The organism is Aeromicrobium sp. JJY06 (assembly GCF_044069275.1).
GTDB lineage: Bacteria > Actinomycetota > Actinomycetes > Propionibacteriales > Nocardioidaceae > Aeromicrobium > Aeromicrobium tamlense.
Window position 1 is genome coordinate 253,575 of the sequence record NZ_JBIMRD010000001.1, and the last position, 23,667, is coordinate 277,241.

The 23,667-nt window shown below is 72.1% G+C and carries 26 protein-coding genes; 12 read left to right on the forward strand and 14 right to left on the reverse strand.

Translation table 11 applies throughout. The features are described 5' to 3' along the window. Nucleotides 1-29 precede the first annotated feature (29 nt). Nucleotides 30-842, forward strand: a complete 813-nt coding sequence (locus tag ACGWYL_RS01245; RefSeq protein ID WP_395486212.1) for a CAP domain-containing protein — start codon at nucleotides 30-32, stop codon at nucleotides 840-842. Nucleotides 843-906: 64 nt separating this feature from the next. Beyond that, on the forward strand, nucleotides 907-2,112 hold the full coding sequence (locus tag ACGWYL_RS01250) for a CynX/NimT family MFS transporter (RefSeq protein ID WP_395486213.1): 1,206 nt from the start codon (nucleotides 907-909) through the stop codon (nucleotides 2,110-2,112). 131 nt (nucleotides 2,113-2,243) lie between these two features. Here ACGWYL_RS01250 and ACGWYL_RS01255 read toward each other — a convergent pair whose 3' ends face one another. The 3 genes from ACGWYL_RS01255 to ACGWYL_RS01265 are packed head-to-tail and all read right to left on the reverse strand — an operon-like array spanning nucleotide 2,244 to nucleotide 6,322. Next, the gene (locus ACGWYL_RS01255; protein WP_395486214.1) at nucleotides 2,244-2,639 is read right to left on the reverse strand and encodes a hypothetical protein; all 396 of its coding nucleotides are present in this window, start codon (nucleotides 2,637-2,639) and stop codon (nucleotides 2,244-2,246) included. Nucleotide 2,640: 1 nt separating this feature from the next. After that, on the reverse strand, nucleotides 2,641-4,572 hold the full coding sequence (locus ACGWYL_RS01260; protein WP_179423556.1) for a TIGR03960 family B12-binding radical SAM protein: 1,932 nt from the start codon (nucleotides 4,570-4,572) through the stop codon (nucleotides 2,641-2,643). A gap of 40 nt (nucleotides 4,573-4,612) precedes the next feature. Next, complete coding sequence (locus ACGWYL_RS01265) at nucleotides 4,613-6,322, reverse strand: Ig-like domain repeat protein (RefSeq protein WP_395486215.1); 1,710 nt, start codon at nucleotides 6,320-6,322, stop codon at nucleotides 4,613-4,615. A 196-nt stretch (nucleotides 6,323-6,518) separates the two neighbouring features. Between ACGWYL_RS01265 and ACGWYL_RS01270 the strand changes: the two genes are divergently transcribed. The 5 genes from ACGWYL_RS01270 to ACGWYL_RS01290 are packed head-to-tail and all read left to right on the forward strand — an operon-like array spanning nucleotide 6,519 to nucleotide 10,497. Beyond that, nucleotides 6,519-7,244 carry a response regulator transcription factor gene (locus tag ACGWYL_RS01270; RefSeq protein ID WP_179423552.1) on the forward strand — a complete coding sequence of 242 codons (726 nt, stop codon included), beginning with the start codon at nucleotides 6,519-6,521 and terminating at the stop codon, nucleotides 7,242-7,244. Beyond that, the gene (locus ACGWYL_RS01275; RefSeq protein ID WP_395486216.1) at nucleotides 7,244-8,710 is read left to right on the forward strand and encodes an ATP-binding protein; all 1,467 of its coding nucleotides are present in this window, start codon (nucleotides 7,244-7,246) and stop codon (nucleotides 8,708-8,710) included. The genes ACGWYL_RS01270 and ACGWYL_RS01275 overlap by 1 nt, the downstream gene beginning before the upstream one ends. Continuing rightward, nucleotides 8,668-9,414: a PspA/IM30 family protein gene (locus ACGWYL_RS01280; RefSeq protein WP_395486217.1), complete on the forward strand. Its 747-nt coding sequence runs from the start codon at nucleotides 8,668-8,670 to the stop codon at nucleotides 9,412-9,414. The genes ACGWYL_RS01275 and ACGWYL_RS01280 overlap by 43 nt, the downstream gene beginning before the upstream one ends. Further along, nucleotides 9,411-9,893, forward strand: coding sequence for a DUF2505 domain-containing protein (locus ACGWYL_RS01285; protein ID WP_179423546.1), 483 nt, complete (start codon nucleotides 9,411-9,413; stop codon nucleotides 9,891-9,893). Before ACGWYL_RS01280 ends, ACGWYL_RS01285 begins: the two co-directional genes overlap by 4 nt. 16 nt (nucleotides 9,894-9,909) lie before the next feature. After that, a complete protein-coding gene (locus ACGWYL_RS01290; protein ID WP_395486218.1) occupies nucleotides 9,910-10,497 on the forward strand; it encodes a DJ-1/PfpI family protein in 588 nt (195 codons plus the stop codon). A 4-nt stretch (nucleotides 10,498-10,501) separates the two neighbouring features. Here ACGWYL_RS01290 and ACGWYL_RS01295 read toward each other — a convergent pair whose 3' ends face one another. Both ACGWYL_RS01295 and ACGWYL_RS01300 read right to left on the reverse strand, forming a co-directional pair. Next, nucleotides 10,502-10,807 carry a hypothetical protein gene (locus ACGWYL_RS01295; protein ID WP_395486219.1) on the reverse strand — a complete coding sequence of 102 codons (306 nt, stop codon included), beginning with the start codon at nucleotides 10,805-10,807 and terminating at the stop codon, nucleotides 10,502-10,504. Next, nucleotides 10,804-12,210: a wax ester/triacylglycerol synthase family O-acyltransferase gene (locus tag ACGWYL_RS01300; RefSeq protein WP_269303117.1), complete on the reverse strand. Its 1,407-nt coding sequence runs from the start codon at nucleotides 12,208-12,210 to the stop codon at nucleotides 10,804-10,806. Before ACGWYL_RS01300 ends, ACGWYL_RS01295 begins: the two co-directional genes overlap by 4 nt. A 136-nt stretch (nucleotides 12,211-12,346) precedes the next feature. Here ACGWYL_RS01300 and ACGWYL_RS01305 point away from each other — a divergent pair, with 136 nt between their 5' ends. After that, nucleotides 12,347-13,075, forward strand: a complete 729-nt coding sequence (locus tag ACGWYL_RS01305; RefSeq protein ID WP_395486220.1) for a hypothetical protein — start codon at nucleotides 12,347-12,349, stop codon at nucleotides 13,073-13,075. An 11-nt stretch (nucleotides 13,076-13,086) separates the two neighbouring features. On the opposite strand, the gene ACGWYL_RS01310 is transcribed toward ACGWYL_RS01305, so the two are convergent. Next, nucleotides 13,087-14,202 (reverse strand): CpaE family protein, encoded by a 1,116-nt coding sequence (locus ACGWYL_RS01310; RefSeq protein WP_395486221.1) that lies wholly within the window; start codon nucleotides 14,200-14,202, stop codon nucleotides 13,087-13,089. Continuing rightward, complete coding sequence (locus tag ACGWYL_RS01315) at nucleotides 14,199-14,831, reverse strand: hypothetical protein (RefSeq protein WP_179423534.1); 633 nt, start codon at nucleotides 14,829-14,831, stop codon at nucleotides 14,199-14,201. The genes ACGWYL_RS01310 and ACGWYL_RS01315 overlap by 4 nt, the downstream gene beginning before the upstream one ends. 102 nt (nucleotides 14,832-14,933) lie before the next feature. Here ACGWYL_RS01315 and ACGWYL_RS01320 point away from each other — a divergent pair, with 102 nt between their 5' ends. Then, complete coding sequence (locus ACGWYL_RS01320; protein WP_223302971.1) at nucleotides 14,934-15,179, forward strand: helix-turn-helix domain-containing protein; 246 nt, start codon at nucleotides 14,934-14,936, stop codon at nucleotides 15,177-15,179. Here ACGWYL_RS01320 and ACGWYL_RS01325 read toward each other — a convergent pair. Both ACGWYL_RS01325 and ACGWYL_RS01330 read right to left on the reverse strand, forming a co-directional pair. Then, entirely contained in the window at nucleotides 15,136-15,627 is a 492-nt protein-coding gene (locus ACGWYL_RS01325; protein WP_395486222.1) for a hypothetical protein, read from the reverse strand. The genes ACGWYL_RS01320 and ACGWYL_RS01325 overlap by 44 nt on opposite strands. 58 nt (nucleotides 15,628-15,685) lie before the next feature. Beyond that, nucleotides 15,686-16,108: an Hsp20/alpha crystallin family protein gene (locus ACGWYL_RS01330; protein WP_269307060.1), complete on the reverse strand. Its 423-nt coding sequence runs from the start codon at nucleotides 16,106-16,108 to the stop codon at nucleotides 15,686-15,688. 105 nt (nucleotides 16,109-16,213) lie between these two features. Between ACGWYL_RS01330 and ACGWYL_RS01335 the strand changes: the two genes are divergently transcribed. From ACGWYL_RS01335 to ACGWYL_RS01345, 3 genes are all read left to right on the forward strand, one after another. Then, a complete protein-coding gene (locus tag ACGWYL_RS01335) occupies nucleotides 16,214-16,507 on the forward strand; it encodes a MerR family transcriptional regulator (RefSeq protein ID WP_179423528.1) in 294 nt (97 codons plus the stop codon). A 131-nt stretch (nucleotides 16,508-16,638) separates the two neighbouring features. Further along, nucleotides 16,639-17,124, forward strand: coding sequence for a hypothetical protein (locus ACGWYL_RS01340; protein ID WP_395486223.1), 486 nt, complete (start codon nucleotides 16,639-16,641; stop codon nucleotides 17,122-17,124). Then, nucleotides 17,121-17,564, forward strand: coding sequence for an Rv3235 family protein (locus tag ACGWYL_RS01345; protein WP_269303130.1), 444 nt, complete (start codon nucleotides 17,121-17,123; stop codon nucleotides 17,562-17,564). Before ACGWYL_RS01340 ends, ACGWYL_RS01345 begins: the two co-directional genes overlap by 4 nt. A 36-nt stretch (nucleotides 17,565-17,600) precedes the next feature. Here ACGWYL_RS01345 and secA read toward each other — a convergent pair whose 3' ends face one another. From secA to ACGWYL_RS01370, 5 genes are read right to left on the reverse strand one after another with little or no spacing between them, the layout of a single operon-like run. Next, nucleotides 17,601-20,330 (reverse strand): preprotein translocase subunit SecA, encoded by a 2,730-nt coding sequence (secA, locus tag ACGWYL_RS01350; RefSeq protein WP_269307061.1) that lies wholly within the window; start codon nucleotides 20,328-20,330, stop codon nucleotides 17,601-17,603. 21 nt (nucleotides 20,331-20,351) lie between these two features. Then, a complete protein-coding gene (locus tag ACGWYL_RS01355) occupies nucleotides 20,352-21,566 on the reverse strand; it encodes a winged helix-turn-helix domain-containing protein (protein WP_395486224.1) in 1,215 nt (404 codons plus the stop codon). Further along, nucleotides 21,563-22,225, reverse strand: coding sequence for a response regulator transcription factor (locus tag ACGWYL_RS01360; RefSeq protein ID WP_231948952.1), 663 nt, complete (start codon nucleotides 22,223-22,225; stop codon nucleotides 21,563-21,565). The genes ACGWYL_RS01355 and ACGWYL_RS01360 overlap by 4 nt, the downstream gene beginning before the upstream one ends. 28 nt (nucleotides 22,226-22,253) lie before the next feature. After that, the gene (gene hpf / locus ACGWYL_RS01365; protein ID WP_179423518.1) at nucleotides 22,254-22,877 is read right to left on the reverse strand and encodes a ribosome hibernation-promoting factor, HPF/YfiA family; all 624 of its coding nucleotides are present in this window, start codon (nucleotides 22,875-22,877) and stop codon (nucleotides 22,254-22,256) included. A 41-nt stretch (nucleotides 22,878-22,918) separates the two neighbouring features. Then, the gene (locus ACGWYL_RS01370) at nucleotides 22,919-23,611 is read right to left on the reverse strand and encodes a phosphoribosyltransferase family protein (RefSeq protein WP_395486225.1); all 693 of its coding nucleotides are present in this window, start codon (nucleotides 23,609-23,611) and stop codon (nucleotides 22,919-22,921) included. Nucleotides 23,612-23,667: the final 56 nt, after the last annotated feature.

Below are 23,667 nucleotides of genomic sequence, written 5' to 3' on the forward strand. Positions count from 1 at the left end.
AGCCGTCGAAAGCGCGTAACATAGGTCACATGCGTCACACCATCGCCGTGCTGCTCACCGCCGGCGCCCTCGTCCTGGGCGCCGCGCCGGCAGACGCCGCGACCCCGACGAGGATCGCGGGCTTCACGAAGGCGGGCCAGGCCGTCAAGCCGGGGACCGCCCTGAAGTACTCGGTCAAGGTCACCGCGAAGGGTCGCGCGTCCAAGGCCCGCGTCGTCACGCTCCAGCGCCGCGTGAACGGCACGTGGGTCAAGGCCGACCGCGCCCGCACGAACCGCTACGGGCGCGTCGTCCTGCGCTACCGCGCCCCGGCGAAGGCCGGTGCCGCGATCGCCCTGCGGGTCCGCGTCTCGGCGAAGGGCTCGCTCAAGGCCGCCAACAGCCCGGCGAAGCGGGTCGCCGCCCGGGCGCCCTGGAAGCCGGACGCCCGGTCGCAGGAGATCCTCCGCCTCGTCAACGAGGCCCGCGCCTCCGAGCGCGAGTGCGGCACGAAGAGCTACGAGGCGCAGGCCCCGGTCTCGCTGAACCAGCGGCTGACCGCCGCCGCGCAGGGCCACGCGAAGGACATGGCCGTCCACGACTACTTCAGCCACACCGGCCGTGACGGCTCGACCGTCGCCGACCGTGCCGACCGGCAGGGCTACGCGTGGCGCGCCGTCGGGGAGAACATCGCCGCCGGGTACGACTCCCCCGCCGAGGTCATGCGCGGCTGGCTGGGCAGCCCCGGGCACTGCGCCAACCTCATGAGCGACGCCTTCACCCACCTGGGCGTCGGGTACGCCACGGACTCGTCGTCGACGTACGGCACGTACTGGGTGCAGAACCTCGGCGCGCCCCTCTGACGCCGCCTTCGCTGATCCTGCCCCACCCGTCCCGCCGTCCGCGGCGTGTGCGTAGATGGAGCACGTGCCCGACCAGCCCACCACTCCCGCCCCGAGCGTCGGCGGGCGCTGGCTGGTCGGAACCGCCATCGTCCTGCTCGCGCTGAACCTGCGCGTGGTGGTCGCCAGCCTCGGCGTCGTCCTGCCCGAGGTGCGCCACGACCTCGCGATGACCCCCACCACGGCCGGGATCCTCACCACGCTGCCCGTCCTGTGCTTCGCCCTCATCGGCTTCAGCGCCGGGGGGCTCGTCCGCCGGTTCGGCCTGCACCACGCCTGCGTCGCGCTGCTGGCCGTGCTCGCGGCCGGTCTGGTCGCGCGGACCCTCCTCGACGAGACGCCCCTGTTCCTCGGCACGACCGCGATCGCCCTCGCCGGCGCGGCCGTCGGCAACGTCATCCTGCCGCCGCTGGCGAAGGTGCACTTCCCCGACCGCATCCCCCTCATCAGCGCCCTCTACGGCGCCGCGATCATGGGCGGTGCCACGATCGCCTCGATCACCACGGTGCCGATCAGCGAGGCGCTCGGCGGCTGGCGCCCCGGCCTCGCCGCGTGGGCGCTGCTGGCCGTGGTGACGATCCTGCCGTGGCTCACGCTGCTGCGGCACGACGTGCACACCGGCCCCGCCACGGCCGACCGGCTGCCGCTGCGCGAGATCACGCGGTCCCCGCTGGCGTGGGCCATGGTCGCGTGCTTCGGCGCCCAGTCGGCCGCCGCGTACGCGCAGTTCGGCTGGTACCCCGAGATCCTCACCGACGGCGGCGTGGGCGAGCACCAGGCCGGCATCCTGCTGGGCGTCATCACCGGCGTCGGCATCCCGCTGACGCTCGCCCTGCCCTGGCTCATGGCCCGCACGGGCGACACCCCCGTGCTCCCGGTGTTCTTCGGCGTCGTGAGCGCCGCGGGCTGGCTCGGGGTGCTGCTGGCGCCGGCGAGCCTGCCGGTGCTGTGGTCGGTGCTGCTCGGCCTCGGCGGCGGCGCCTTCACGTGGGTGCTGGCCATGATCGGCAAGCGCACCCGCACGCCCGCGGCGACGACGGCGCTGTCCCTGCTCACGCAGGGCCTGGGCTACCTGCTGGCCGGGCTCGGCCCGTTCGGCGTCGGTGCGCTCCACGACGCCACGGGCTCGTGGACCGCGCCGCTCGTGGCGCTCATCGTGTCGGCCGGGGCGATCACGGCCGCCGGCATCGTCATCAGCCGTCCCCGGATGCTCGAGGACACGCTGCGCTAGGCGGGACCGACCCCCGAACCCACCCCGGACCAGCTCTTGTGACGCCTTTCGCCCGTCCGAGGCGGATCCGGCCGAATCCCGCCACAAGAGTCGGGGCCGGGGCGGTCGGAGAGCCAGGGCGAAACGTCGGGCTAGTTCGAGTCGAACCGGCGGTCGAGCACGTCGATCGCGTACGACAGCACCGCGCCGGCGGTGCCGAGCACGAGGCGGGGGTGCTTCACGCCGCGGCGGACGAGGCCCTGCTCGAAGGCGCGGTCGACGGCGAATCCCACCGCCGTCGCTCCCCCGGCCAGCACAGCGACGCCCGTGCCGACGGCTGCTGACTGCGGAGCGGCGACCGGCTCGCGGTCGGCGTCGATGAGATCGGGTCGGGTGAGCGCGACGTAGGCGGCGCCACCGGCGACCAGGCCCGTGCCCGCCACCAGGGCGACGCGGACGGGACGCGGTGCGCGCCAGATGGGCACGATCGACGCCAGGCCGGTGAGGGCGGCGAACACCAGCGACTGGCGCGGAGACTGGTCGGCCATGTCAGACCACCGAGAGGGGCAGGAGCTTCTGGCCCGTGGGACCGATCTGGATCTCCAGATCCATCTCGGGGCACACGCCGCAGTCGAAGCACGGGGTCCAGCGGCAGTCCTCGACCTCGACGGCGCCGTCGGGGTCGATCGCGTCCTGCCAGTCCTCCCACAGCCACTCACGGTCGAGACCGGAGTCCATGTGGTCCCACGGCAGGACCTCGTCGTGGTCGCGCTCGCGCGTGGTGAACCAGTCGAGGTCGACGCCCTGCGGCTCCAGGACCTCGGCGGCCTGCTGCGCCCAGCGGTCGTAGCTGAAGTGCTCGCTCCAGCCGTCGAACCGGCCGCCGTCGCGCCACACGGCCTCGATGACGCCGCCGACGCGACGGTCGCCGCGAGACAGCAGTCCCTCGACGATGCCGGGCTTGCCGTCGTGGTAGCGGAAGCCGATGGCCTTGCCGTAGCGCTTGTCGGACTGCACCGAGGCGCGCAGCTTGCGCAAGCGCTCGTCGGTGGTCTCGTGGTCGAGCTGCGAGGCCCACTGGAACGGCGTGTGCGGCTTGGGCACGAAGCCGCCGATCGAGACGGTGCAGCGGATGTCGCGGCGGCCAGAGACCTCGCGGCCGGTGTCGATGACGCGCTTGGCGAGCTCGCCGATCTGCAGGACGTCCTCGTCGGTCTCGGTGGGCAGGCCGCACATGAAGTAGAGCTTCACCTGGCGCCAGCCGTGCGAGAACGCCGCGGCGACGGTGCGGATCAGGTCGTCCTCGCTGACCATCTTGTTGATGACCTTGCGCATGCGGTCGCTGCCACCCTCGGGGGCGAACGTGAGGCCGGAGCGGCGGCCGTTGCGGCTGAACTCGTTGGCCAGCGTGATGTTGAAGGCGTCGACGCGGGTCGACGGCAGCGAGAGCGAGGTGTTGGTGCCCTCGTAGCGGTCGCCGAGCTGCTTGGCGACCTCGCCGATCTCGGAGTGGTCGGCGCTCGACAGGCTGAGCAGGCCGACCTCCTCGAAGCCAGACTGCTTGAGGCCGTTGTCGACCATCTGGCCGATCGTCCGGATCGAGCGCTCGCGGACGGGACGCGTGATCATGCCGGCCTGGCAGAAGCGGCAGCCGCGCGTGCAGCCGCGGAAGATCTCCACGCTGAAGCGCTCGTGCACGGTCTCGGCCAGCGGCACGAGCGGCTTCTTCGGGTACGGCCAGCTGTCGAGGTCCATCAGCGTGTGCTTCGCGACGCGGGTGGGCACGCCGGGTCGGTTCGGCACGACCGCGCCGATCTGGCCGTCGGGGCGGTACGAGACGTCGTAGAACTTCGGCACGTAGACGCCGCCGGACGCGGCCAGGCGCGCGAGCACCTCGTCGCGGCCGCCGGGACGGCCCTCGGCCTTCCACTCGCGGACGACCTCGCTGATCGCGAGGACGACCTCCTCGCCGTCTCCCATGACGGCGGCGTCGACGAAGTCGGCGATCGGCTCGGGGTTGAAGGCGCTGTGGCCGCCGGCCAGGACGATCGGGTGCGACTCGTCGCGGTCGACCGCGTGCAGCGGGATGCCGGCGAGATCGAGCGCGGTCAGCATGTTCGTGTAGCCCAGCTCGGTGGAGAAGCTGAGGCCGAAGAGGTCGAACGCGCCGACCGGGCGGTGGGCGTCGACCGTGAACTGCGGGATGCCGTGCTCGCGCAGCACGGCCTCCATGTCGGGCATGACGGCGTACGTGCGCTCGGCCAGGATGCCCTCGCGCTCGTTGAGCACCTCGTAGAGGATCTGGACGCCTTGGTTGGGCAGGCCGACCTCGTACGCGTCGGGGTACATCAGCGCCCAGCGGACGTCGGCCTCGTCCCAGTCCTTGACGGTGGAGTTGAGCTCACCGCCGATGTACTGGATCGGCTTGGAGACTCCCGAGAGCAGCGGCTCGAGTCGGGCGTAGACGGAGTCGACAGGCATGACATCAAGGGTACGTGCCCACGCACGGGCCCCGGGACGCCTACTTCGTGACGGTGAGGGTCCGCACCACGCTGGTGGACGGCTCCAGGAGGTCGGTGCCGCCGAAGGAGGCGCTGACGGCGTGCTTGCCCACCGCCAGCTTCGGCAGCGTGACGACGACCTTGCCCTTCGACGCGGCGGTCAGGGTGACCGTGGCGACCTGCTTGCCGCCGACCAGGACGGCGACCGCGCCGGACGTCTGCGGCACCGTGCGACCGGAGTGGACCGAGATGGTCAGCTTCGCCTGCGCGGTCGACTTGATCGTCGCGGCGGACAGCGAGGTGCCCGTGATCGAGCGCTCCTGGACCAGCAGCGGGAGCGTCCCCGTGGCCGAGGCGGTCTGGTAGGTCGAGCCGCGGTACTGCACCGAGATCGCGCGGGGGCCGGGCGCCAGGACCGGCAGCGCCACCGTGACGGTGCCGCGGGCCGCGGCCGAGAGCGGCGCGGAGGCGACCTTCGCGCCGTCGGCCAGCACCCAGACCTCGCCCGCAGCGGGCGCGACGCCGCGTGCCGTGCCGACCGTGGCGACCACCTGGGCGGGCTCGTTCGAGCGCACCGCGGCCTTCGCCAGCGAGGCGCGGACGGTGGTGGGCTCGACGACCGCGAACGCCTGGGCCCTGGCCTTCGAGCGGCGGACGGTCTTGGAGCCCCAGTAGGTCGCCCGGATCGTGTGACGGCCGGGCGCGAGAGCGGGCAGACGGACGGTGACCTTGCCCTTCTTCGCCTTCGTCAGCTTCGGCGAGGCGATCCGCTTGCCGTCGACGTACACCGAGACGGCGTTGGTCGTGGTGCGCCCGTCCGTGGGCGTGACCGTGACCGTGGCCGTCGGGCGCGTTCCGACCGTGAACTGCTTCGCCGGCAGGACGATCGCGGTCCTCGCGGAGACGACCTTCGCCGGCTTCGTCACGACCACCTTGATGGTGGGGCTGGTGGCCTTGCGGACCTGGGCGCTGCCGTCGAACACCGCCGAGATCCACTGCTTGCCGCGCTTCATCTTGGGCAGCGTGACGGCGACCGAGCCGCGGTGGCCGGCCTTGAGGGTCACGGTCTTGACCGTGACGCCGCCGCGACGGACGCGGACCGTGCCCTGCGGCACGACGCCCTTCGCCGCCGCGACCTTCACGGTCACCTTCGGCTTGGCCGAGGTGGTGACCTTCGCCGGTCCGGAGACGGTGACCTTCGAGGTGACCGCCGGGGCCGGCGCGGGGGTCGTCGGAGCGGGGGTCGGGTCGGACTCGGCCGGCGGCGGGGCCGCGACGTCCTTGAAGTGGATGAACCGCTCGGGGTACCAGGAGGCGCCCGTCAGCACCTTGTACCGGCGGTACGTCTTGGACGTGTAGCTGTCCTCGGACAGGATCAGGAAGCCCGAGCCGACCTGCTCGACGTAGGCCACGTGGCTGGCGGCCTTCGACCATTGCGCGATCGAGCCGACGGCGGGTCGGTTGTCCACGACGTACCCAAGCTTCTTCGCGTTGGTGTGCCAGTCGCGGGCGTTGCCCATGAGGATCTTCGGCTCGGGCACCCCGGCCTTCTTCATCCGCCAGGCGGCGTAGTTCGTGCAGTTGTGCCCGGCGTACATCCGCCAGTGCATCTGGTGCATCACGTCGGCGTAGCCGGAGAGGTCGCACGTGGCGACCTCGGACTTGGTCTTGCCGGTGCAGATCACGGTGAACGCCTGCGCCGAGGTCGTGGTGGCGGTCAGTCCTGCCATGACGAAAAGGCACACGAGTCCCACGAGTCCCAACCGGCGCATGGGCGACAGCCTAGACCACCGACACGCCGAAATGAACTTAAAGTTGAACTTTAGGGTTGAAGTGTGTTAATGACACCGCTGTGATTCTCAGGCGCACAGCGGCCTCACAGGACGGACTCAGCCGTTCCCGCGCCCATCGGTCCACACTGGACCCATGAGCGTCGCCCCTGCCCTCACCCGTGTCGACGGCACCCCGGTGCGCGTCCTCGTGGTCGACGACGAGCCCAACATCGCCGAGCTGCTCCAGATGGCGCTGCGCTACGAGGGCTTCGACGTCCGCATCGCCGGCACCGGCCGCAAGGCGGTCGCCGCGGCGCGCGAGTTCGCGCCCGACGCGATGATCCTCGACTGGATGCTGCCGGACTACGACGGGCTCGAGGTGCTGGCGAAGGTGCGCGCCTTCTCCCCCGACGTCCCCGTCATCTTCCTGACCGCCCGCGACTCCGTGGAGGACCGCGTCGCCGGCCTCACCGCGGGCGGCGACGACTACGTCACCAAGCCCTTCAGCCTCGAGGAGGTCGTGGCGCGGCTGCGCGGCCTGCTGCGACGTGCCGGCGGGCGCCAGCAGGTCGAGACCCCGACGCTCGTCGTCGGCGATCTCGAGCTCGACGAGGACGGCCGCGAGGTCTCGCGCGGCGGCACGCCGATCGAGCTGACCGCCACCGAGTTCGAGCTGCTGCGCTACCTCATGCGCAACGAGCGGCGGGTCGTGTCCAAGGCGCAGATCCTCGATCGGGTCTGGGACTACGACTTCGGCGGCAACGACAACATCGTCGAGCTCTACATCTCCTACCTGCGCAAGAAGATCGACGCCGGGCGCGAGCCGATGATCCACACGAAGCGCGGCGCCGGCTACGTCCTGAAGGCGCCGGCGTCCTGATGCGGCCGCAGACCCTGACGGGCCGGCTGATCGCCTCCTCCGTCGCCCTGGTGACGGTCGTCAGCATGCTGGTCGCCCTGACCGCCACGATCATCATGCGGTCGTCGCTCATGGAGCGCCTCGACCGCGACCTGCAGCGAGCGGTCGAGCGGGCCGAGCGCGTCGAGGGACCGGGTGCCGGATCGAGCGGGCTCGTCACGGACTGCGGCGACCTGCCGACCCTGCCCCCGGGACAGAACGCCGGCAGCGTCACGGCCGTGTTCGGCTCGGCCTGCCGCATCGGCGTGCGCATCACCGACCGTGGCCAGCTCAGCCAGCTGTCCGCCGGGGCGGTGGACGCGATGAGCGAGGCCGAGGTCGGCTCCGAGCCGCGCACCGTGGAGCTGCCCGATCTCGGGTCCTACCGGGTCGCGGCGACGACCAACGCCACGGGCGACCGCGTGGCCTTCGGCCTGCCCACCGACGACGTCGACGACACGATCCGCAGCCTCATCGGCTGGGAGGTGCTGCTGTCGCTGCTGGGCATCGGCGCCGCCGCGGTGGTGGCGCGCGAGATCGTCCGCCGCCAGCTGCGGCCGCTGCAGCAGGTCGCCGCCGTGGCGCACGAGGTCGCCGAGACGCCGTTGGCCAGCGGCGACGTCGCCTCCACCCCGCGAGTGCCCGAGGAGCTGACCGACCCCGTGAGCGAGGTGGGCCGCGTGGGCGCCGCCTTCAACCAGATGCTCGGCCACGTCGACGACGCGCTCCACGCGCGGCACGAGAGCGAGCAGCAGGTGCGCCAGTTCCTCGCCGACGCGTCGCACGAGCTGCGCACTCCCCTGACCACGATCCGCGGCTACGCCGAGCTCACCCGCCGCACCGACGCCGACCCGAAGGAGTCCCTCGCGCGAATCGAGTCCGAGGTCGGTCGCGTGACGGCGCTCGTCGAGGACATGCTGCTGCTCGCGCGGCTCGACTCCGGGCGCCCGCTCGAGCAGCGCGAGGTCGACCTGACCCACCTCGTCGTCGAGGCCGTGGCCGACGCCCGCGTCGTCGACCCGCGCCGCAAGTGGCGCCTGGAGGTGCCGCCCGAGCCGGTCTCGGTCGCGGGCGACGAGCTGCGCCTGCACCAGGCCGTGACGAACCTGCTGACGAACGCCACGCGTCACACCCCGGAGGGCACCACCGTGACCGTGCGCATCCTCACCGACCCGACGCGCGTGCAGGTGCACGACGACGGCCCGGGCCTGTCCGAGGACCTCGTCCCCGTGGTCTGGGAGCGCTTCACGCGCGGCGACTCGTCGCGCACGCGCAGCGCCGGCGGAGCGGGCCTGGGCATGTCGCTCGTGCGCGCCATCATGCAGGCCCACGGCGGAGACGCCTCGGTGCAGAGCCGTCCCGGCGACACCACCTTCACGCTCACGTTCGCCACTATGCTCGACGCATGGCTCAGAAACAGTCCATCCTCGGACGCATCTCCCAGTTGACGAAGGCGAACATCAACGCGCTGCTCGACAAGGCGGAAGACCCGCAGAAGATGCTGGACCAGATGGTCCGCGACTACACGAACTCGATCGCCGAGGCCGAGCAGGCCGTCGCCCAGACGATCGGCAACCTGCGCCTCGCCGAGGCCGACCACGCCGAGGACGTCGCCGCCGCGAAGGAGTGGGGCGCCAAGGCGATCGCCGCGTCCAACAAGGCCGACCAGCTGCGAGCCGGTGGCCACGCGGGCGAGGCCGACCGCTTCGACCAGCTCGCCAAGCTCGCGCTGGGCAAGCAGATCACCGCCGAGACCGAGGCCAAGGCCGCCGCCCCGATGATCGCGCAGCAGAGCGAGGTCGTCGAGAAGCTCAAGACCGGCCTCGTCGGGATGCGCACCAAGCTGACCGAGCTCAACAGCAAGCGCGACGAGCTCGTCGCCCGCCACCGCTCGGCGGAGGCCCAGGCGCAGGTCAACGACGCGATCAAGTCGATCGACATCCTGGACCCCACGAGCGAGCTGAGCCGCTACGAGGACCGCGTCCGTCGCGTCGAGGCGCAGGTGCGCGGTCAGCAGGAGCTGACCTCCTCCAGCCTCGACGCCCAGTTCGCCGAGCTGGAGGCCGACGCCGGCCAGCTCGAGATCGAGGCCCGCCTGGCCGAGCTCAAGGGGCTCGGCCAGGGCACCCCCACCCCTGAGGAGAACGCGTGAAGCTCACCGAGCGGTACGAGTACCCCGCCAGCCCCGAGCAGGTCTTCGGGCTGGTCAGCGACCAGACCTTCCGCGAGCAGTCGTGCGAGCGCCAGGGCGCCCGCGACTACACGGTCACCGTGGAGGAGCAGGGCGGCAGGACGGTCGTCACGATCGTGCGCACGATGGAGTCGGACATGCCCGACTTCATCAAGAAGCTCACGGGCGACTCGGTCACCGTGACCCAGGTCGAGAAGTGGGGCCCAGCCGATGCCTCGGGCGGTCGCACCGCCGACGTCTCGGTGGACATCCACGGCCAGCCCGCGCGCATGACCGGCACGTCCACGATCGCCGGCACCGCCTCCTCCACCACGATGTCGCTCGACGGCGACGTCAAGGTCTCGCTCCCGCTCATCGGTCGCCGCATCGAGCCCGAGGTCGCCAAGGCGATCTCCGCCTCGCTGCGCGACGAGGTGGAGTTCGGCAAGACCCAGCTGTGACGTCGAGGACCCGCGCGTGAGGTACGGCATCCTCGCGTTCGACGACGTCGAGGTGCTCGACGCGTGCGGGCCCTTCGAGGTGTTCTCGGTGGCGGCCCGGCTGCTGGGCCGCGAGCCCGCCCCCACCGAGCTCACCGTCACGCTCGTCTCGGCCCACCCCGGGCGATCCTCCGTGGTCGCCCGTGGTGGGCTGGTCCTGGGCACCCACGCCTCGCTCGAGGACGCGCCCGACCTCGACCTGCTGCTCGTGCCCGGCGGCGTCACCGACGCGGTGGAGCGCGACGCCCGCGTGATCGAGTGGATCGCCGCCCGTGCGGCCACGCCCACGATCGCGTCGGTGTGCACCGGCGCCTTCCTGCTGGCCGAGGCCGGCATCCTCACCGACCAGCGCGTCACGACGCACTGGGAGGACCAAGCCGCTCTGGCCAGGCGGTTCCCGCGCCTCGACGTCGTCGACGGACCGCGCTGGATCCGGCAGGGCGAGGTCTACACCTCGGCGGGCATCTCCGCGGGCATCGACCTGGCGCTGCACCTGGTCGACCGGATCGAGGGCGGCCTGGGCACCCGCGTGGCGCGGCAGATGGACTACGACTGGCGGGCGTGAGCCCTCAGCGTGCGGCCAGCAGCGCGATGACCTGCGCGAGCTCCTGCGGCGCGTACCAGGCCAGGTCGCCGCTGGCGTCGGCGTCGACGTGGAACGACTGCACGTCCCGCAGCACGATCTGGCCGTCCTCGTCGTCGAGCTCGGCGCACACCACGACCGGCCCCTGCTCGGCCGCGGTCAGCAACGCGTCGTACTCGTCCTCCTCGTCCTGCGAGGCGGCGGTGACGCGCTCGGGCGTGATCGGCCGGTCGTCGGCCAGCGCGCGCAGCAGCTCGGCGTCGGCGGCCGCGTAGACGCGGGTCCTGCTCATGTGGGCCTCTTCCGTCCGCGCGGTGCCCGCGCTCGCCTCGGACCGATCGTCTCGGTCAGCTCCTCCAGGGCCTCCAGGATGCACTGGCCCAGCACGTCGGCGTCGGGCACCGACTCGCGGTCGGTGACGATGCCGAAGAACACCCGGCCGTCGTAGGACGTGACGCCCACCGAGATCGCCCGGTGCCCCGTGAGTGGGATCGCCGGGAAGATCTCCTTGAGCTGCTGGCCCGCCATGTAGACCGGGTCCTGCGGACCGGGCACGTTGGTGATGACCAGGTGGTAGGGCCGGTTCGCCTCGTCGGCGGCCACCCGGGCGCCCACCGTGTGGAAGGTGGAGGTGGCGAAGCCGGGCAGGTTGGCCAGCTTGTTGGCCGCCACCGCCGAGCCGGTCTCGCGGTGTCCCTTGAGCGCGTAGGAGACCTGGTGCAGCCGCACGACCGCGTTGGACTCCCCCACCGGCAGCGTGAGCATGAGCCCGCGCACGAGAGGGCCGAGCGACGTCGGGTGGCCGCCCTCTGCCTGGCCGTCGCGGGTGACCGACATCGGCACCATGGCCCGGAAGCTGGTCTTGGCGGTGACGGGCTCGGCGCGGGTGAGCATCCAGCCGCGCAGGCCGCCCGCGATCGCCGCGAGGATGACGTCGTTGACCGTGCCGCCGTGCTCGTCGCGGACCCGCCGGAACTCGCTGAAGGGGGCGCTCACCGAGGTGAAGCGCCGGTGTCGCGACAAGGTGGCGGTGAGGGGGCCGTGCGTGGCGGCGTCGGGTCCCAGCACCGGCAGGTGCGACGCGACGCGCGACCACTGGTACTCGCCGTTCCACAGCAGCTCGGCCGGGTGGCTCAGCTGGGAGCGCACCGAGCCGGCCAGCAGCTCGACCGTGCCGGGCGTGGCGCGCGGGGTCCACTCGTCGTGCGGGATCGTACGGTCGCGCTGGGTCTCCTCGAGGAGGACCTGCGCGAGGTCGACCGTGTGCGAGCCGTCGACGAGCGCCTGGTGCGACTTGAACAGCAGCGCCATCTCGCCGCCCTGGAGCCCCTCGATGAGGTAGAGCTCCCACAGCGGGCGCTCGTGGTCGAGCCGTCGGGCGATGAGCCGTCCGACGAGCTCGTGCAGGGCGTCGCGTCCGCCGGGCCGCGGGAGCGCCGAGCGGCGCACGTGCAGCGACAGGTCGAAGTGCTCGTCGTCGGCCCACACCGGCATGCCGATGCCGCCGGGGATCCGCCGCGGCACCTGGCGGTAGCGCGGCACGAGGTCGATGCGGTCGTTGATGACCTGGATCAGGCGGTCGTAGTCGAGGGGCCGGTCGCCCGGCTCGAGGATCGCCAGTGAGGCGACCTGACGGGGCGTCTCGGGATGGTCCTGGTGCAGGAACATCGCGTCGAGAGGGCTCAGTCGTTGCATGCGATCCCCTGCTGTCCTCGCCTCGGTCCGGTCCGCCGGTAGCCCAGAAACTTACCACCCGACCCACCCGTCGAACGGGCAACGAAAAGGCTGCGAGTCGCTGACAGCCCGGCCCTCACCGTGCCATCCTCCCCGGATGGAGACACGCACCCGAACGTCGGCGCCGGCGGTGACCGCGGCGCGCCGTCTCGCCGCCGCCTCGTGGGTCGGCGCCGCGCTGGGGCTGCTGGTGGGCGGCATCGGCGGCCGGCTGTTCATGGCCCTGCTGGCGAGCCTGAACCCCGAGGACCACGGGACGATCACCGACGACGGCTTCCCCATGGGCGAGTTCACGACGTCGGGGACGATCCAGCTGCTGATGACCGGCGCGGCCCTGGGCGTCCTGGGCGCCGGCATCTACCTCGCGCTGGGCTGGCTCGCGCTCGGTCCGCCGTGGTTCCGTCGACTCTCGGTCGCCGTGGGCGGCACCGTGATGGTCGGCGCGGCGCTCGTGCACGACGAGGGCGTGGACTTCACCCGGCTCGAGCCGACGTGGGCCGCCATCGCGCTGACCCTGGCGGTGCCGCTGGTGTTCTGCCTGCTCATGCCGCCGGCCGTGGACCGGGCCGTGCGCGACGGCTCCGCATGGCAGCGTGGCGGCTGGACGTGGCTCGCGCTGGTGCCGTGGGTGTTCCCGCTCTTCCCGGTGACGATCGTCCTGGTGGCGGGCTGGCTGCTGTGGCGCCGGGTGGGACGCCGGATGCCCGAGGTCGCGGCCTGGCTCCTCCGCAGCCTGCTCGTGGCGCTGTTCGCCACCGGTGCCTTCGTGCTGGGCTCGGAGATCGTGGGCGTCTACGACGCGATCGGCGAGGGCAGCCTCCTGTGACCTGAGCCGCGTCACCGCGCCGCCACCAGCTCGGACGCGAGCCGCTCGACGCGCGACACGTAGCCCGAGGTCGGCGCGACCTCGCGGAGTGGACGACCCGTCATCAGGGCAAGGTCGTGACCAGCGCCGTCCTGGGGCAGGAACGCCCACGGCGTGACGCCCGTGAGCTCGCGGACCGTCTGGGCGACCTCGCGCTCGGTCCAGCCCAGCGAGGCCCGGAATCCGTTCAGGACCAGCCGCGGCGGTCGCCTCCACGGACCCGCGTCGTCGAGCGCGCGGACGAGTCGTGCCAGGCCCACCGGATCGACCCGGCCGACCGCCATCACCTCGTCGGCGAGGTCGAGCACGCGTCGGGTGACCTGGTCGCGCGACGGCCCCTGACCCATCGCCGGCTCGACCCCGAAGCCGCAGTCGACGACCACCAGCTCGTGGTCGCGGCGCAGGTCGCGCAGCACGGCCTCGAGGGCGTCGGGCCGCAGGTGGTGCCACATGTCCGAGCGGGGCAGGCCGGTGAGCAGGTCCCAGTGCGGGGCGAGCCGCAGCAGGTGCGTCCCGGCCGCGCCCGCCCGCCCACGATTGACGTCGCGGCAGGCGGCCATGATCCCGCTGACCTCGTCGAGGACCCCGAGCAGCTGGCCGAGTGACCCGCCGTAGACGTCGGCGTCCACCAGGGCGGTGGAGCGACCCGCCGCCGCTGCCGCCGCCGCGAGCGACACCGCGAGGGAGCTGCGGCCCGGTGCGCCGGTGGCGCCCCACACCGCCACGAGCAGGCCGGGCTCGCTCTCGCGCTCCGGCTCGGGGACCGGTGTGGCCGCCGCGTCGGCGAGCGCACCGAGACGCGCCGACTGGTCGATCCCCAGGGGCGAGCCGTCGCCCTCGACGGCGGCCGGCCGGACGCCGAGCTGGAGCAGTCGCTGCACGACACCCGCGTCGAGGCCGGGACTGTCGACGGCGACGAGGGCCAGGTCGAGGCGGTGCGTTCCGGCCGTGGCCAGCAGGTCGGCGACGTCGACGCAGCGGCGGACCAGCACGAGTCGCGGGTCGGACTCGATCTCGGCGAGCGCCACCGCCTCCCAGTGCGCCCCGCACGCCGCGACCGCGACGCGCAGGGACCCGGTCGCGCTCACGGGACCCGCACGACGGTGAGGTGACCGGTGCCCAGCGCGGCGACCACGTCGCCGCCGGGTCCGCCACGGCCCGTGTCGACGACGAGGGTGCGCGAGCCGGTGCCGTCGACCCCCGACAGCGAGACGACCGGGACGTCGACGAGGACGCGCCGCGTGGACCGGCTCGGGTCACCGCTCTCGCCGGGCCCCGCCCACACGTCGACCCGGTCGCCCGCGGCGAGGTCCGGCGGGGCGGTGCCCGCGGGCACCGCCATCGCCAGCTCGCGACCGCGGTCGACCGATGCCGTGACCGCGTCGCGCGTGACGAGCGTGCCGGGGCCGGCGTCGCGCGCCCACACGCCGCGCGGCACGCCCTCGCCGGCCGGCACGAGCGAGTCGGCCGCCGCCGCCTCCACCCGACCGGCCACGGGCGACAGCTGCGAGGGATCGACCGGGTCGCCGGCCCTCACCTCGGCGCGAACGAGCCAGTAGTCGGTGGAGTCGCGCGCGGTGGCGACGAGCCAGCCGCCGGCGACGGCTGAGGCCAGGACGAGGACGGCACCGAGCACGAGTCGCGGCTGGCGCCATCTGGAGATCGAGGTGCGCCGGGCGAGCGCGCGCCGGGACGTGTCACCCCCCGTGACATGCATGGGCCAGTCATACGGGGTCGCGACCCGCGGCTGCCACCGGTCGTCCACAGTCCGGGCGTGACGTGCGCCTCGTCGCCGGTGCTGCGTGTGAGAATGGGCGCCATGGCCCCCGAGCATCAGTTCCTCACGGCGAACGACGTCGCCGAGACCCTCAAGGTCGACGTGCGGGTCGTGTGGGGACTGCTGAAGTCGGGCGAGCTGCGCGGCTTCCAGGTGGGCGGACGCAAGATGTGGCGGATCGAGGCCAGTGCCCTCGAGGACTACATCGCCCGGCAGTACGAGCGCACCGCGCGAGAGACCTCGGTCAACGCGGCACGAGAGCCGCGATCCACGCCCACGGCAGACTGACCCGCCGCCCGGCGGCGGCCACCTGCACGAAGTCCGCGCCGACCTCCACGATGGGTCCCTCGATGGTCCGGCCGTCGCGCCGCACCACGCGCACCTCCACGCCCGCGTCGCGCACGGCACGGGCGACCTGGCGCCGCGTCCTCGAGACCGTCGGCGCCGCGGCGGCACGACCGTCGTGCCCGACCACGGCCGCGATCGCCTCGGGCAGCACGACGATGCGGGACGTCTCGTCCTGCACGAGCACCACGTCGCCGACCCCGGTCACCCGTCCACCGATCTCGCCCAGGCCCACGACGTCGAGCCGGACGTCGGCACCCCCGAGCAGGTCGGTCCACGCCAGAGCGGCCCACTGCTCGTCGCGCAGGTCCTCCGCGAGGGCGTCGCGCTCGTCGGCGTGCTCGTCGATCGCCGCGCCCTCGAGGTCGGCGAAGAGTCGGTCCCAACGCATGAGGACACCGTAGGGCCTCGCACGGAGGCCCCACGGTGTCCTCGGGGGAAGGGGCGGGTCAGGCCTCGATCGCGGTGCTCTCGCTGGCGCCGCCGATCTGGATCTTGCGCGGCTTCGCCCGCTCCGCGACCGGGATGCTCAGGCGCAGCACGCCGGCGTCGTAGGCGGCCTCGATCCGCTCGAGATCGAGGTTGTCGCCCAGCACGAGCTGGCGGCTGAACGCGCCACGGGGGCGCTCGGAGGCGAGCATCTCCCAGTCGCCGTTGCGCGCGACGCGCTCGGCGCGGACCGTCAGCACGTTGCGCTCGACGTCGAGGTCGATGCTGTCCTTCGTCACGCCCGGGAGGTCGAACTCGACCACGAAGGTGTCGCCCTCGCGCCAGGCGTCCATCGGCATGATGGCCGGTCGGTTCGTCGTCCCGAAGAGCTGCTGGGTCAGGCGGTCGAAGTCACGGAACGGGTCGGTGGTGCGGATCATCATCGTCGTCTCCTCCTCGCTGGGTGGTGATGGGTTCATCCGTTGAAACCTATATTCGTCATTTCATATTCCTTGTCAAGTAGAGTTCAGTTCCAACGGAGGTGGAGCATGCGCGACGACGACGAGGCCGGGGTCTACGCGATCTCGGTGGCGGCCGAGATGGTCTCGATGCAGGTCCAGAACCTGCGCGTGTACGAGCGTCGCGGCCTGCTCGAGCCCACCCGGACGCCCGGCGGCACCCGCCGCTACAGCCGCACCGACCTGCGGCGCCTCGTACGCATCCGCGACCTGCTGGCCGAGGGGCTCAACCTCGCCGGCATCGAGCGCGTGCTCGCCCTCGAGGAGCAGCTGGCCCGGCTCCAGAGCGAGAACCGGCGGCTGCGCTCCCGCGCTTCGTCCTGACCTGATCTCCACAGGCCGCCAACGCACCCGTTGACGGCGGGGTCGGCATGCGCTTCGCTGGTCGCCATCACACGCCATCTGTCGTCAAATGCCTCCATCGGACGTCAGTGGCTCATCGATCGGGGGATCGGATGCACGACCTGACGACCATGGGGCCGGAGGCTGCACTGCGCACCGTGCTCACCGCCCTGTTGCTGGCCTGGGCCGCCTGGTGGTGCGTCGGGCTGCTCGCGGCACTCGTCGACCGCAGGCTCGCGGCGCGACTCGCCCCTCCCCTGCTGCGCGCCCTGCTCGCCACCGGCGCCGTCATGGCGGTGCAGGCGCCGAGCCACGCCAGCACCAGCGACGTCGACGCGCTCCAAGGGCTGTCCCTGCCCGAGCGCCCGCCGACGGCTGCCCCGCAGCCGGAGCCGGCCCGAGCCCCCGCCGCTTCCGCACACGTCGTCGCACCCGGCGAGAGCCTGTGGTCCATCGTGCGCGAGCGCTCCCCCGCCGCCGACGACGCCGCCGTGAGCGACCGGGTCCGCGCCTGGCACCGCGCGAACCGCGCCGTCATCGGCCCCGACCCCGACCTGATCCATCCCGGACAACGCCTCGACCCGCCAGGAGCACGATGATCACCGCCACCGCCCTCGCCACCGACCCGTTCGCACCGCGCCAGGTGCCGCTCCCCTTCACCTCCTCGGCACCGCTCCTGCCGGTGCCGGTGGAGCGCGGAGACGCCAGCGAGCTGCGCCACCGGTGCGCCCGCTTCACGCAGGCGCTGGCCGAGGTGATCACCGGTGTTCGGCCCGTGCGCCAGCTCGGGCCGTGGCTCAGCCGCGACGTGTACGAGCAGCTGCACCGCTACGTGACCGACCGGTTCGTCTCCGGCGGCCCGCGCCACAGCCCACGGGTCGTGTCGGTGCACATCGCCATGGTCGACGTCGGTGCCGCCGAGATCGCGGCCCGGATGGTGCACCGAGGCCGCTCGCACGCCCTTGCCGTCCGCCTGCAGCGCGGTCGCGACCCTCAGGGGCGCGCGACCTGGCGCTGCACGGCAGCCGAGTGGGCTTAACGAGCAGAGTGGGCGTGACGAGCGGCCTCGGTCAGGTCAGCGGTTCTTCTTGCGGGACTGACGCTGGGCCTTGGCCTTGCGGCGCGCGGCCTCCTTGGCCTTGCTCTGGCGCGCCTGCTCGTTCGGGTCGAGCTCCTCGTCCTCGTCGACGACCGACTCCTCCACCGCGATGGCCGAGCCGTCCTCCGACGGGGCGGAGTACGACAGCTGCTTGGGCGTGCTGTCCGCCTCGAGGCCCTTCGCGTGGATGTGCGGCGCCTCGCCGTCCTCGCCGTCCTCCTCGACCTCGATCTCGACGTTGAGGTTGAACAGGTAGCCGACCGACTCCTCGGAGATGCCCTCCATCATCGCGTTGAACAGGTCGTAGCCCTCGCGCTGGTACTCGACCAGCGGGTCGCGCTGGCTGTACGCACGCAGGCCGATGCCCTCGCGGAGGTAGTCCATCTCGTAGAGGTGCTCGCGCCACTTGCGGTCGAGCACGCTCAGCACGACGCGGCGCTCGAGCTCGCGGGCGACCTCGTCGCCCAGCTCGGCCTCGCGCTTGTCGTAGGCCGCCAGCGCGTCCTCGACGATCTGCGTGCGCAGCGTGGGGCCGTCCAGGCGCTCCTGACCGCCGGCCTCCTCGACGAGCTGCTCGTGATCGAGCGAGATCGGGTAGAGGGTGCGCAGGGCGGTCCAGAGCTTGTCGAGCTCCCACGCCGTCGGGTAGCCCTCGGTGGCCGCGGTGACGTAGGCGCCGGTGACGTCCTCGATCATCTGGCGCACGCGCGGCTCGAGGTCCTCGCCCTCGAGCACCCGGCGGCGCTGGGCGTAGACGACCTCGCGCTGGGCACTCATGACGTCGTCGTACTTGAGGATGTTCTTGCGGGTCTCGAAGTTCTGCGCCTCGACCAGGCCCTGGGCCGACGCGATCGACTTGGTGACGCGCTTGTTCTCGATCGGCACGTCGTCGGGGATCTTCATCGTCTGCAGGATCCAGTTGACCCACTCGCCCTTGAACAGGCGCATGAGGTCGTCCTCGAGCGACAGGTAGAACCGGGTGCTGCCCGGGTCGCCCTGACGGCCGGAGCGGCCACGCAGCTGGTTGTCGATGCGGCGCGACTCATGGCGCTCGGTGCCGATGACGGCCAGGCCGCCGGCGGCGACGACCTCGTCCTTCTCGGCCGCGACCTGCTTCTCGATGCGCTCGAGCGCCTCGGGCCAGGCGGCGTCGTACTCCTCCGGGGTCTCGACCGGGTCGAGGCCCTTGCTGCGCAGCTCGGCGTCGGCGAGGAACTCGACGCTGCCGCCGAGCATGATGTCGGTGCCGCGGCCGGCCATGTTGGTGGCGACGGTGACGGCGCCCTTGTGACCGGCGCGGGCGACGATCGCGGCCTCACGGTCGTGGTGCTTCGCGTTCAGCACCTCGTGGGCGATGCCCTGCTTCTTCAGCTGCTTGCTGAGGCGCTCGGACTTGGCGACGCTCGTGGTGCCGATCAGCACCGGCTGGCCCTTGGCGTGACGCGCGGCGATGTCGTCGACGACGGCGTTGAACTTGGCGTCCTCGGTGCGGTAGACGAGGTCGGGCAGGTCGTCGCGCTGGATCGGCTTGTTGGTACGGATCGGGACGACGCCGAGCTTGTAGATCTTGTCGAACTCGGCGGCCTCGGTCATCGCGGTGCCGGTCATGCCCGAGAGCGTGCTGTAGAGGCGGAAGTAGTTCTGCAGCGTGATCGTGGCCAGGGTCTGGTACTCCTCGCGGATCCGGACGCCCTCCTTCGCCTCGATCGCCTGGTGCAGGCCCTCGTTGTAGCGGCGACCCTCGAGCAGGCGGCCGGTGTGCTCGTCGACGATCAGGACCTCGCCGTCGATGACGACGTAGTCCTTGTCCCGCTTGAACAGCTCCTTGGCCTTGACGGCGTTGTTGAGGAAGCCGATGAGCGGCGTGTTGACCGCGTCGTAGAGGTTCGCGATGCCGAGCTGGTCCTCGACGACGTCGATGGCCTTCTCGGTGACGGCGACGGTGCGCTTCTTCTCGTCGACCTCGTAGTGCTCGTCGATGCGCATGGCGCCGACCATGCGGGCGAACTCGCCGTACCACTTGACCTCGTCCTCGGTGGGGCCCGAGATGATCAGCGGCGTGCGGGCCTCGTCGATGAGGATCGAGTCGACCTCGTCCACGATCGCGAAGTTGTGGCCGCGCTGGACGCACTCGTCGAGCGAGTCGGCCATGTTGTCGCGCAGGTAGTCGAAGCCGAACTCGTTGTTGGTGCCGTAGGTGATGTCGCAGGCGTAGGCCTCGCGGCGCTGCGCGGGGGTCTGGCCGGCGACGACGACGCCGACGGTGAGACCCAGGAAGTGGTGGACGCGGCCCATCATCTCGGACTGGTACTTCGCCAGGTAGTCGTTGACCGTGACGACGTGGACACCCTTCTCCGACAGCGCGTTCAGGTAGGACGGCAGGGTGGCGACGAGGGTCTTGCCCTCACCGGTCTTCATCTCGGCGATGTTGCCCAGGTGCAGGGCGGCGCCACCGAGGATCTGGACGTCGAAGTGCCGCTGGCCGAGCACGCGAGTGGCCGCCTCGCGGACGGTGGCGAAGGCCTCGGGCAGCAGGTCGTCGAGGGACTCGCCGCCCCCGAGGCGCTCCTTGAACTCGTCGGTCATGGCGCGCAGCTCGGCGTCGCTCATGGCGGAGAACTCGTCGCTCAGGGCGTTGACCTGGTCGGCGATGCGGTCGAGGCGCTTGAGGATCTTGCCCTCGCCGGCCCGCAGGATACTGTCGATGATCTTCGGCACCCGAACATCCTAGTGCGGGGTGGCACACTCCGTCGCCAGCCTGCGGGCCAGATCACCACGATCTCCCACCTCGACCCCGTCGAGGCCGAGCCAGCCCGCCATCCGGTGCAGCTCGCGGGCGAGCTCGGCGGCGGTGGAGGCGGGTGCGTCGGGCTCGGCGAAGGCCCCCGGGACGAGCAGCCGGCCGCGCGCCCGGTCGGCCTTGAGGTCGACCCGCGCCACGAGCCGGTCGCCCAGGAGGAAGGGCAGCACGTAGTAGCCGTGCACGCGCTTCGGGGCCGGGACGTAGATCTCGATCCGGTAGCGGAAGCCGAAGAGGTGCTCGGTGCGCGTGCGCTCGAACACGAGCGGGTCGAAGGGGCTCAGCAGCGTCCGCGCGTCCACGCGGCGCGGCCGGGTGGCCTCGGCGTGCAGGAACGCCGGGCGCTTCCAGCCGTCGATCGTGACCGTCTCGAGCGTCCCGTCCGCGACCAGCGTCTGGACCGCCTGCGCGGTCGGCTCGGGTGCGAGGCGGAAGTAGTCGCGCAGGCACTGCGCCGTGGCGACGCCCAGCGCGCGGGAGGCATGGCCCACGAGCGTCAGGTACGCCTCCTCGTCGGAGGGCTCGGGCATCGCCATCACGCGGGCGGGCAGCACGCGCTCGGGCAGGTCGTACTCGCGTTCGAACGCGTTGTTGCGGCGGGCGGCCGACACGCGCCCGACGAAGAACAGGTACTCCAGCGCCTGCTTGGTCTGCGACCAGTTCCAGCCCCAGTGCGTGCGGTCGCGCTCCTGCGCGCCCAGCCGGGCCTCGAGCTCGCGCGCCGTGATCGGCCCCCACCGTGCCACGGCGGCCTCGACCTCGTCGATGAGCGCGGGGTTCTCCGCGGCGGTCCGGGCCATCGCGCCCCACATGCCGCGACCCGAGCGCATCTTGTGGCTCATCGCGGGCCACAGGTCGACGTCGACGAGCGCGGCCTCGTGCGCCCAGTACTCGAACAGCAGCCGCGGGGCGCGGCCCGCGGCGCGGTGCAGCAGGTCGGTGTCGTAGGGCCCGAGCCGCGAGTACAGGGGCAGGTAGTGCGCCCGCTGCAGCACGTTCACCGAGTCGATCTGGAAGAACCCGAGCCGCCGGGCGACGCGCGCCACGTGCTCACGCCGCACCTCGGCGGGCGCGGGTCGCGTGAACCCCTGGGCCGCCAGCGCGATGCGCCGGGCCTGCAGCGCCGAGAGGCGCGGGGTCACAGGACGTCGTCGATGAGCTTGCTGCGGACGGCGTACATGGCCGCCTCCATCCGCGACTTCATCTGGAGCTTCTCCAGGATGTTGCGGATGTGGTTCTTCACCGTGTTCTCGCTGATGAACAGCTCGCCGGCGATGTCGCGGTTGCTCTTGCCGTGGGCGACCAGGCGCAGCACCTGCAGCTCGCGGGCGGTCAGGCTGGTGGCCGGGGCCGGCCCCTTGGCCATGTGCACGAACTCGTCGAGCAGCTTGGTGGCCATGCTGGGGCTGATCAGGGACTGCCCCGCCGCGACCAGCTTGACCGCCTCGGCGACCTGGTCGTAGGTGGAGCCGTCCTTGAGCAGGTAGCCCGCGGCGCCGGCCTTGATCGACTCGTAGAGGTCGGCCTCGTCGTCGCTCGCGGTCAGCATGATGATGCCGGTCGTGGGCGCGGTCTCCTTGATCGCGCCGCAGATCTCGACGCCGCTGCGCCCCGGCATGCGGACGTCGAGCAGGACGACGTCGAACGGCTCCTCCGCGATGCGCTCCAGCGCGGCGTCGCCGTCGTCGACGTCCTCGATCTCGAACCCGCCGTCGGCACCCAGGACCATCGTCACGCCCCTGCGGAAGAGCTCCTGGTCGTCGACCAGCAGCACCCGGATGGCGTCGGCGTTCGTAGTCACGGCACGATCATGCCACGTTCGAGGCGATTCACCCCTCGACCGACAAGCGGATCACGCCGTAGTCGTACCCCTTGCGGCGGTAGACCACGCTCGGCTTCATCGAGTCCTTCTCCACGAAGAGGAAGAAGTCGTGGCCCACGAGCTCCATCTCGTAGAGCGCCTGGTCCAGGGTCATGGCCGGCGAGGTGTGGTCCTTCTCGCGCACGACGAGCGGGCCGTCGCCCTGCACCTCGAGCGTCGCGACCTGGCGCACGTGGGGCTCTCCGGAGTCCTCGTCGGGCGATCCGGCCAGCCGCAGGTCGGCGGTGGCCTCCTCGATCGACGCCGGCGCGTGCTTGTCGCGGTGGCGGATCTGGCGCTCGCCCATCTTGCGCAGGCGCTTCTCCAGCTTGTCGACGGCGGCGTCGAGGGCGGAGTGCTGGTCGGTCGAGTTGGCCTCGACGCGGACGACGGGGCCCCGCGAGCGGAGCGTCATCTCGACCCGCGCGGCCTTGTCGTGCTGGCGCGGGTTCTTCTCGTGGGTCACCTCGACCTCGACGCGGTTGATGCGCTGACGACCGTCGAACTTCTCGATGCGCTGGAGCTTCTCGGTGACGTGGGAGCGGAACCGCTCCGAGATCTCACTGTTGCGTCCGGTGACCACGATTTCCATGTCCGTCTCCTTCTCCAGTCCCGAGGTTTCGAGCTTCTGGCTCACCTCGACCGTAGCCCGTCCACGGGGTGACCCGCCACCGCTGGACCGCCCTGCTCGGCGACCACGAGAGCTGCCGCGCCGAGCACCTCGACATCGCCCCGGGACGCCAGGGCGCGGACCGCCTCGCGCACCGTGGAGCCGGTCGTGACGATGTCATCCACGACCACCACGGGGCCGGTCGGGAGCGCCGTCGCGCGCATGCTCCGGGCCAGGTTGAGGGCGCGCTCCTCGCGTCCCAGCGCGTGCTGGTCGGCGGTCTGGCGCACGAGCCGCAGGCACCGCCGGGCCGAGCCGTGCAGCCCGATCCCCGTCAGGTCGCGGGCCGCCGCGACGGCCAGGTCGGCCACGAGGTCGCGCCCTCGCTCGCGGCGTGAGCGCCGGGTCGACGGCACCGGCACGAGCGTGACCGCCTCGGCGTCGCCCACGAGAGCCAGCACGGCGGCGGCGAGGTGGTGGGCCAGGAGCGGGTCGAGGCCCGAGGCGGCGCGGAGCTTCCAGGCCAGCACGGCATCGCGGCGCGATCCCGCGTGGACGCCCGCGGCGACCACCTCGAGGTCACCGGCGGCGACGTGGACGGGCTCGGGCGGCAGGCTCGCGGCGCACCGGCGGCAGACGCGTCCTCCGGGCGCCTCGCACAGCGGACAGCACGCCCCGAGCACGAGGTCGGCCGCCGCCTGCCACCACCGGTCCATCGAGCCAGTGTGGGCGCGCCGGGGCGCGGTCACCAGCGCCCGGACACGGCCTGTGG

Bases quoted from the DNA above. Each gene is read 5' to 3' on its own strand.
- ACGWYL_RS01245 (WP_395486212.1), top strand. From the start codon at position 30: ATGCGTCACACCATCGCCGTGCTGCTCACCGCCGGCGCCCTCGTCCTG.
- ACGWYL_RS01255 (WP_395486214.1), bottom strand. From the start codon at position 2,639: ATGGCCGACCAGTCTCCGCGCCAGTCGCTGGTGTTCGCCGCCCTCACC.
- ACGWYL_RS01260 (WP_179423556.1), bottom strand. From the start codon at position 4,572: ATGCCTGTCGACTCCGTCTACGCCCGACTCGAGCCGCTGCTCTCGGGA.
- ACGWYL_RS01265 (WP_395486215.1), bottom strand. From the start codon at position 6,322: ATGGCAGGACTGACCGCCACCACGACCTCGGCGCAGGCGTTCACCGTG.
- ACGWYL_RS01270 (WP_179423552.1), top strand. From the start codon at position 6,519: ATGAGCGTCGCCCCTGCCCTCACCCGTGTCGACGGCACCCCGGTGCGC.
- ACGWYL_RS01275 (WP_395486216.1), top strand. From the start codon at position 7,244: ATGCGGCCGCAGACCCTGACGGGCCGGCTGATCGCCTCCTCCGTCGCC.
- ACGWYL_RS01280 (WP_395486217.1), top strand. From the start codon at position 8,668: ATGGCTCAGAAACAGTCCATCCTCGGACGCATCTCCCAGTTGACGAAG.
- ACGWYL_RS01295 (WP_395486219.1), bottom strand. From the start codon at position 10,807: ATGAGCAGGACCCGCGTCTACGCGGCCGCCGACGCCGAGCTGCTGCGC.
- ACGWYL_RS01300 (WP_269303117.1), bottom strand. From the start codon at position 12,210: ATGCAACGACTGAGCCCTCTCGACGCGATGTTCCTGCACCAGGACCAT.
- ACGWYL_RS01305 (WP_395486220.1), top strand. From the start codon at position 12,347: ATGGAGACACGCACCCGAACGTCGGCGCCGGCGGTGACCGCGGCGCGC.
- ACGWYL_RS01315 (WP_179423534.1), bottom strand. From the start codon at position 14,831: ATGCATGTCACGGGGGGTGACACGTCCCGGCGCGCGCTCGCCCGGCGC.
- ACGWYL_RS01320 (WP_223302971.1), top strand. From the start codon at position 14,934: ATGGCCCCCGAGCATCAGTTCCTCACGGCGAACGACGTCGCCGAGACC.
- ACGWYL_RS01325 (WP_395486222.1), bottom strand. From the start codon at position 15,627: ATGCGTTGGGACCGACTCTTCGCCGACCTCGAGGGCGCGGCGATCGAC.
- ACGWYL_RS01330 (WP_269307060.1), bottom strand. From the start codon at position 16,108: ATGATGATCCGCACCACCGACCCGTTCCGTGACTTCGACCGCCTGACC.
- ACGWYL_RS01335 (WP_179423528.1), top strand. From the start codon at position 16,214: ATGCGCGACGACGACGAGGCCGGGGTCTACGCGATCTCGGTGGCGGCC.
- ACGWYL_RS01340 (WP_395486223.1), top strand. From the start codon at position 16,639: ATGCACGACCTGACGACCATGGGGCCGGAGGCTGCACTGCGCACCGTG.
- ACGWYL_RS01345 (WP_269303130.1), top strand. From the start codon at position 17,121: ATGATCACCGCCACCGCCCTCGCCACCGACCCGTTCGCACCGCGCCAG.
- hpf (WP_179423518.1), bottom strand. From the start codon at position 22,877: ATGGAAATCGTGGTCACCGGACGCAACAGTGAGATCTCGGAGCGGTTC.
- ACGWYL_RS01370 (WP_395486225.1), bottom strand. From the start codon at position 23,611: ATGGACCGGTGGTGGCAGGCGGCGGCCGACCTCGTGCTCGGGGCGTGC.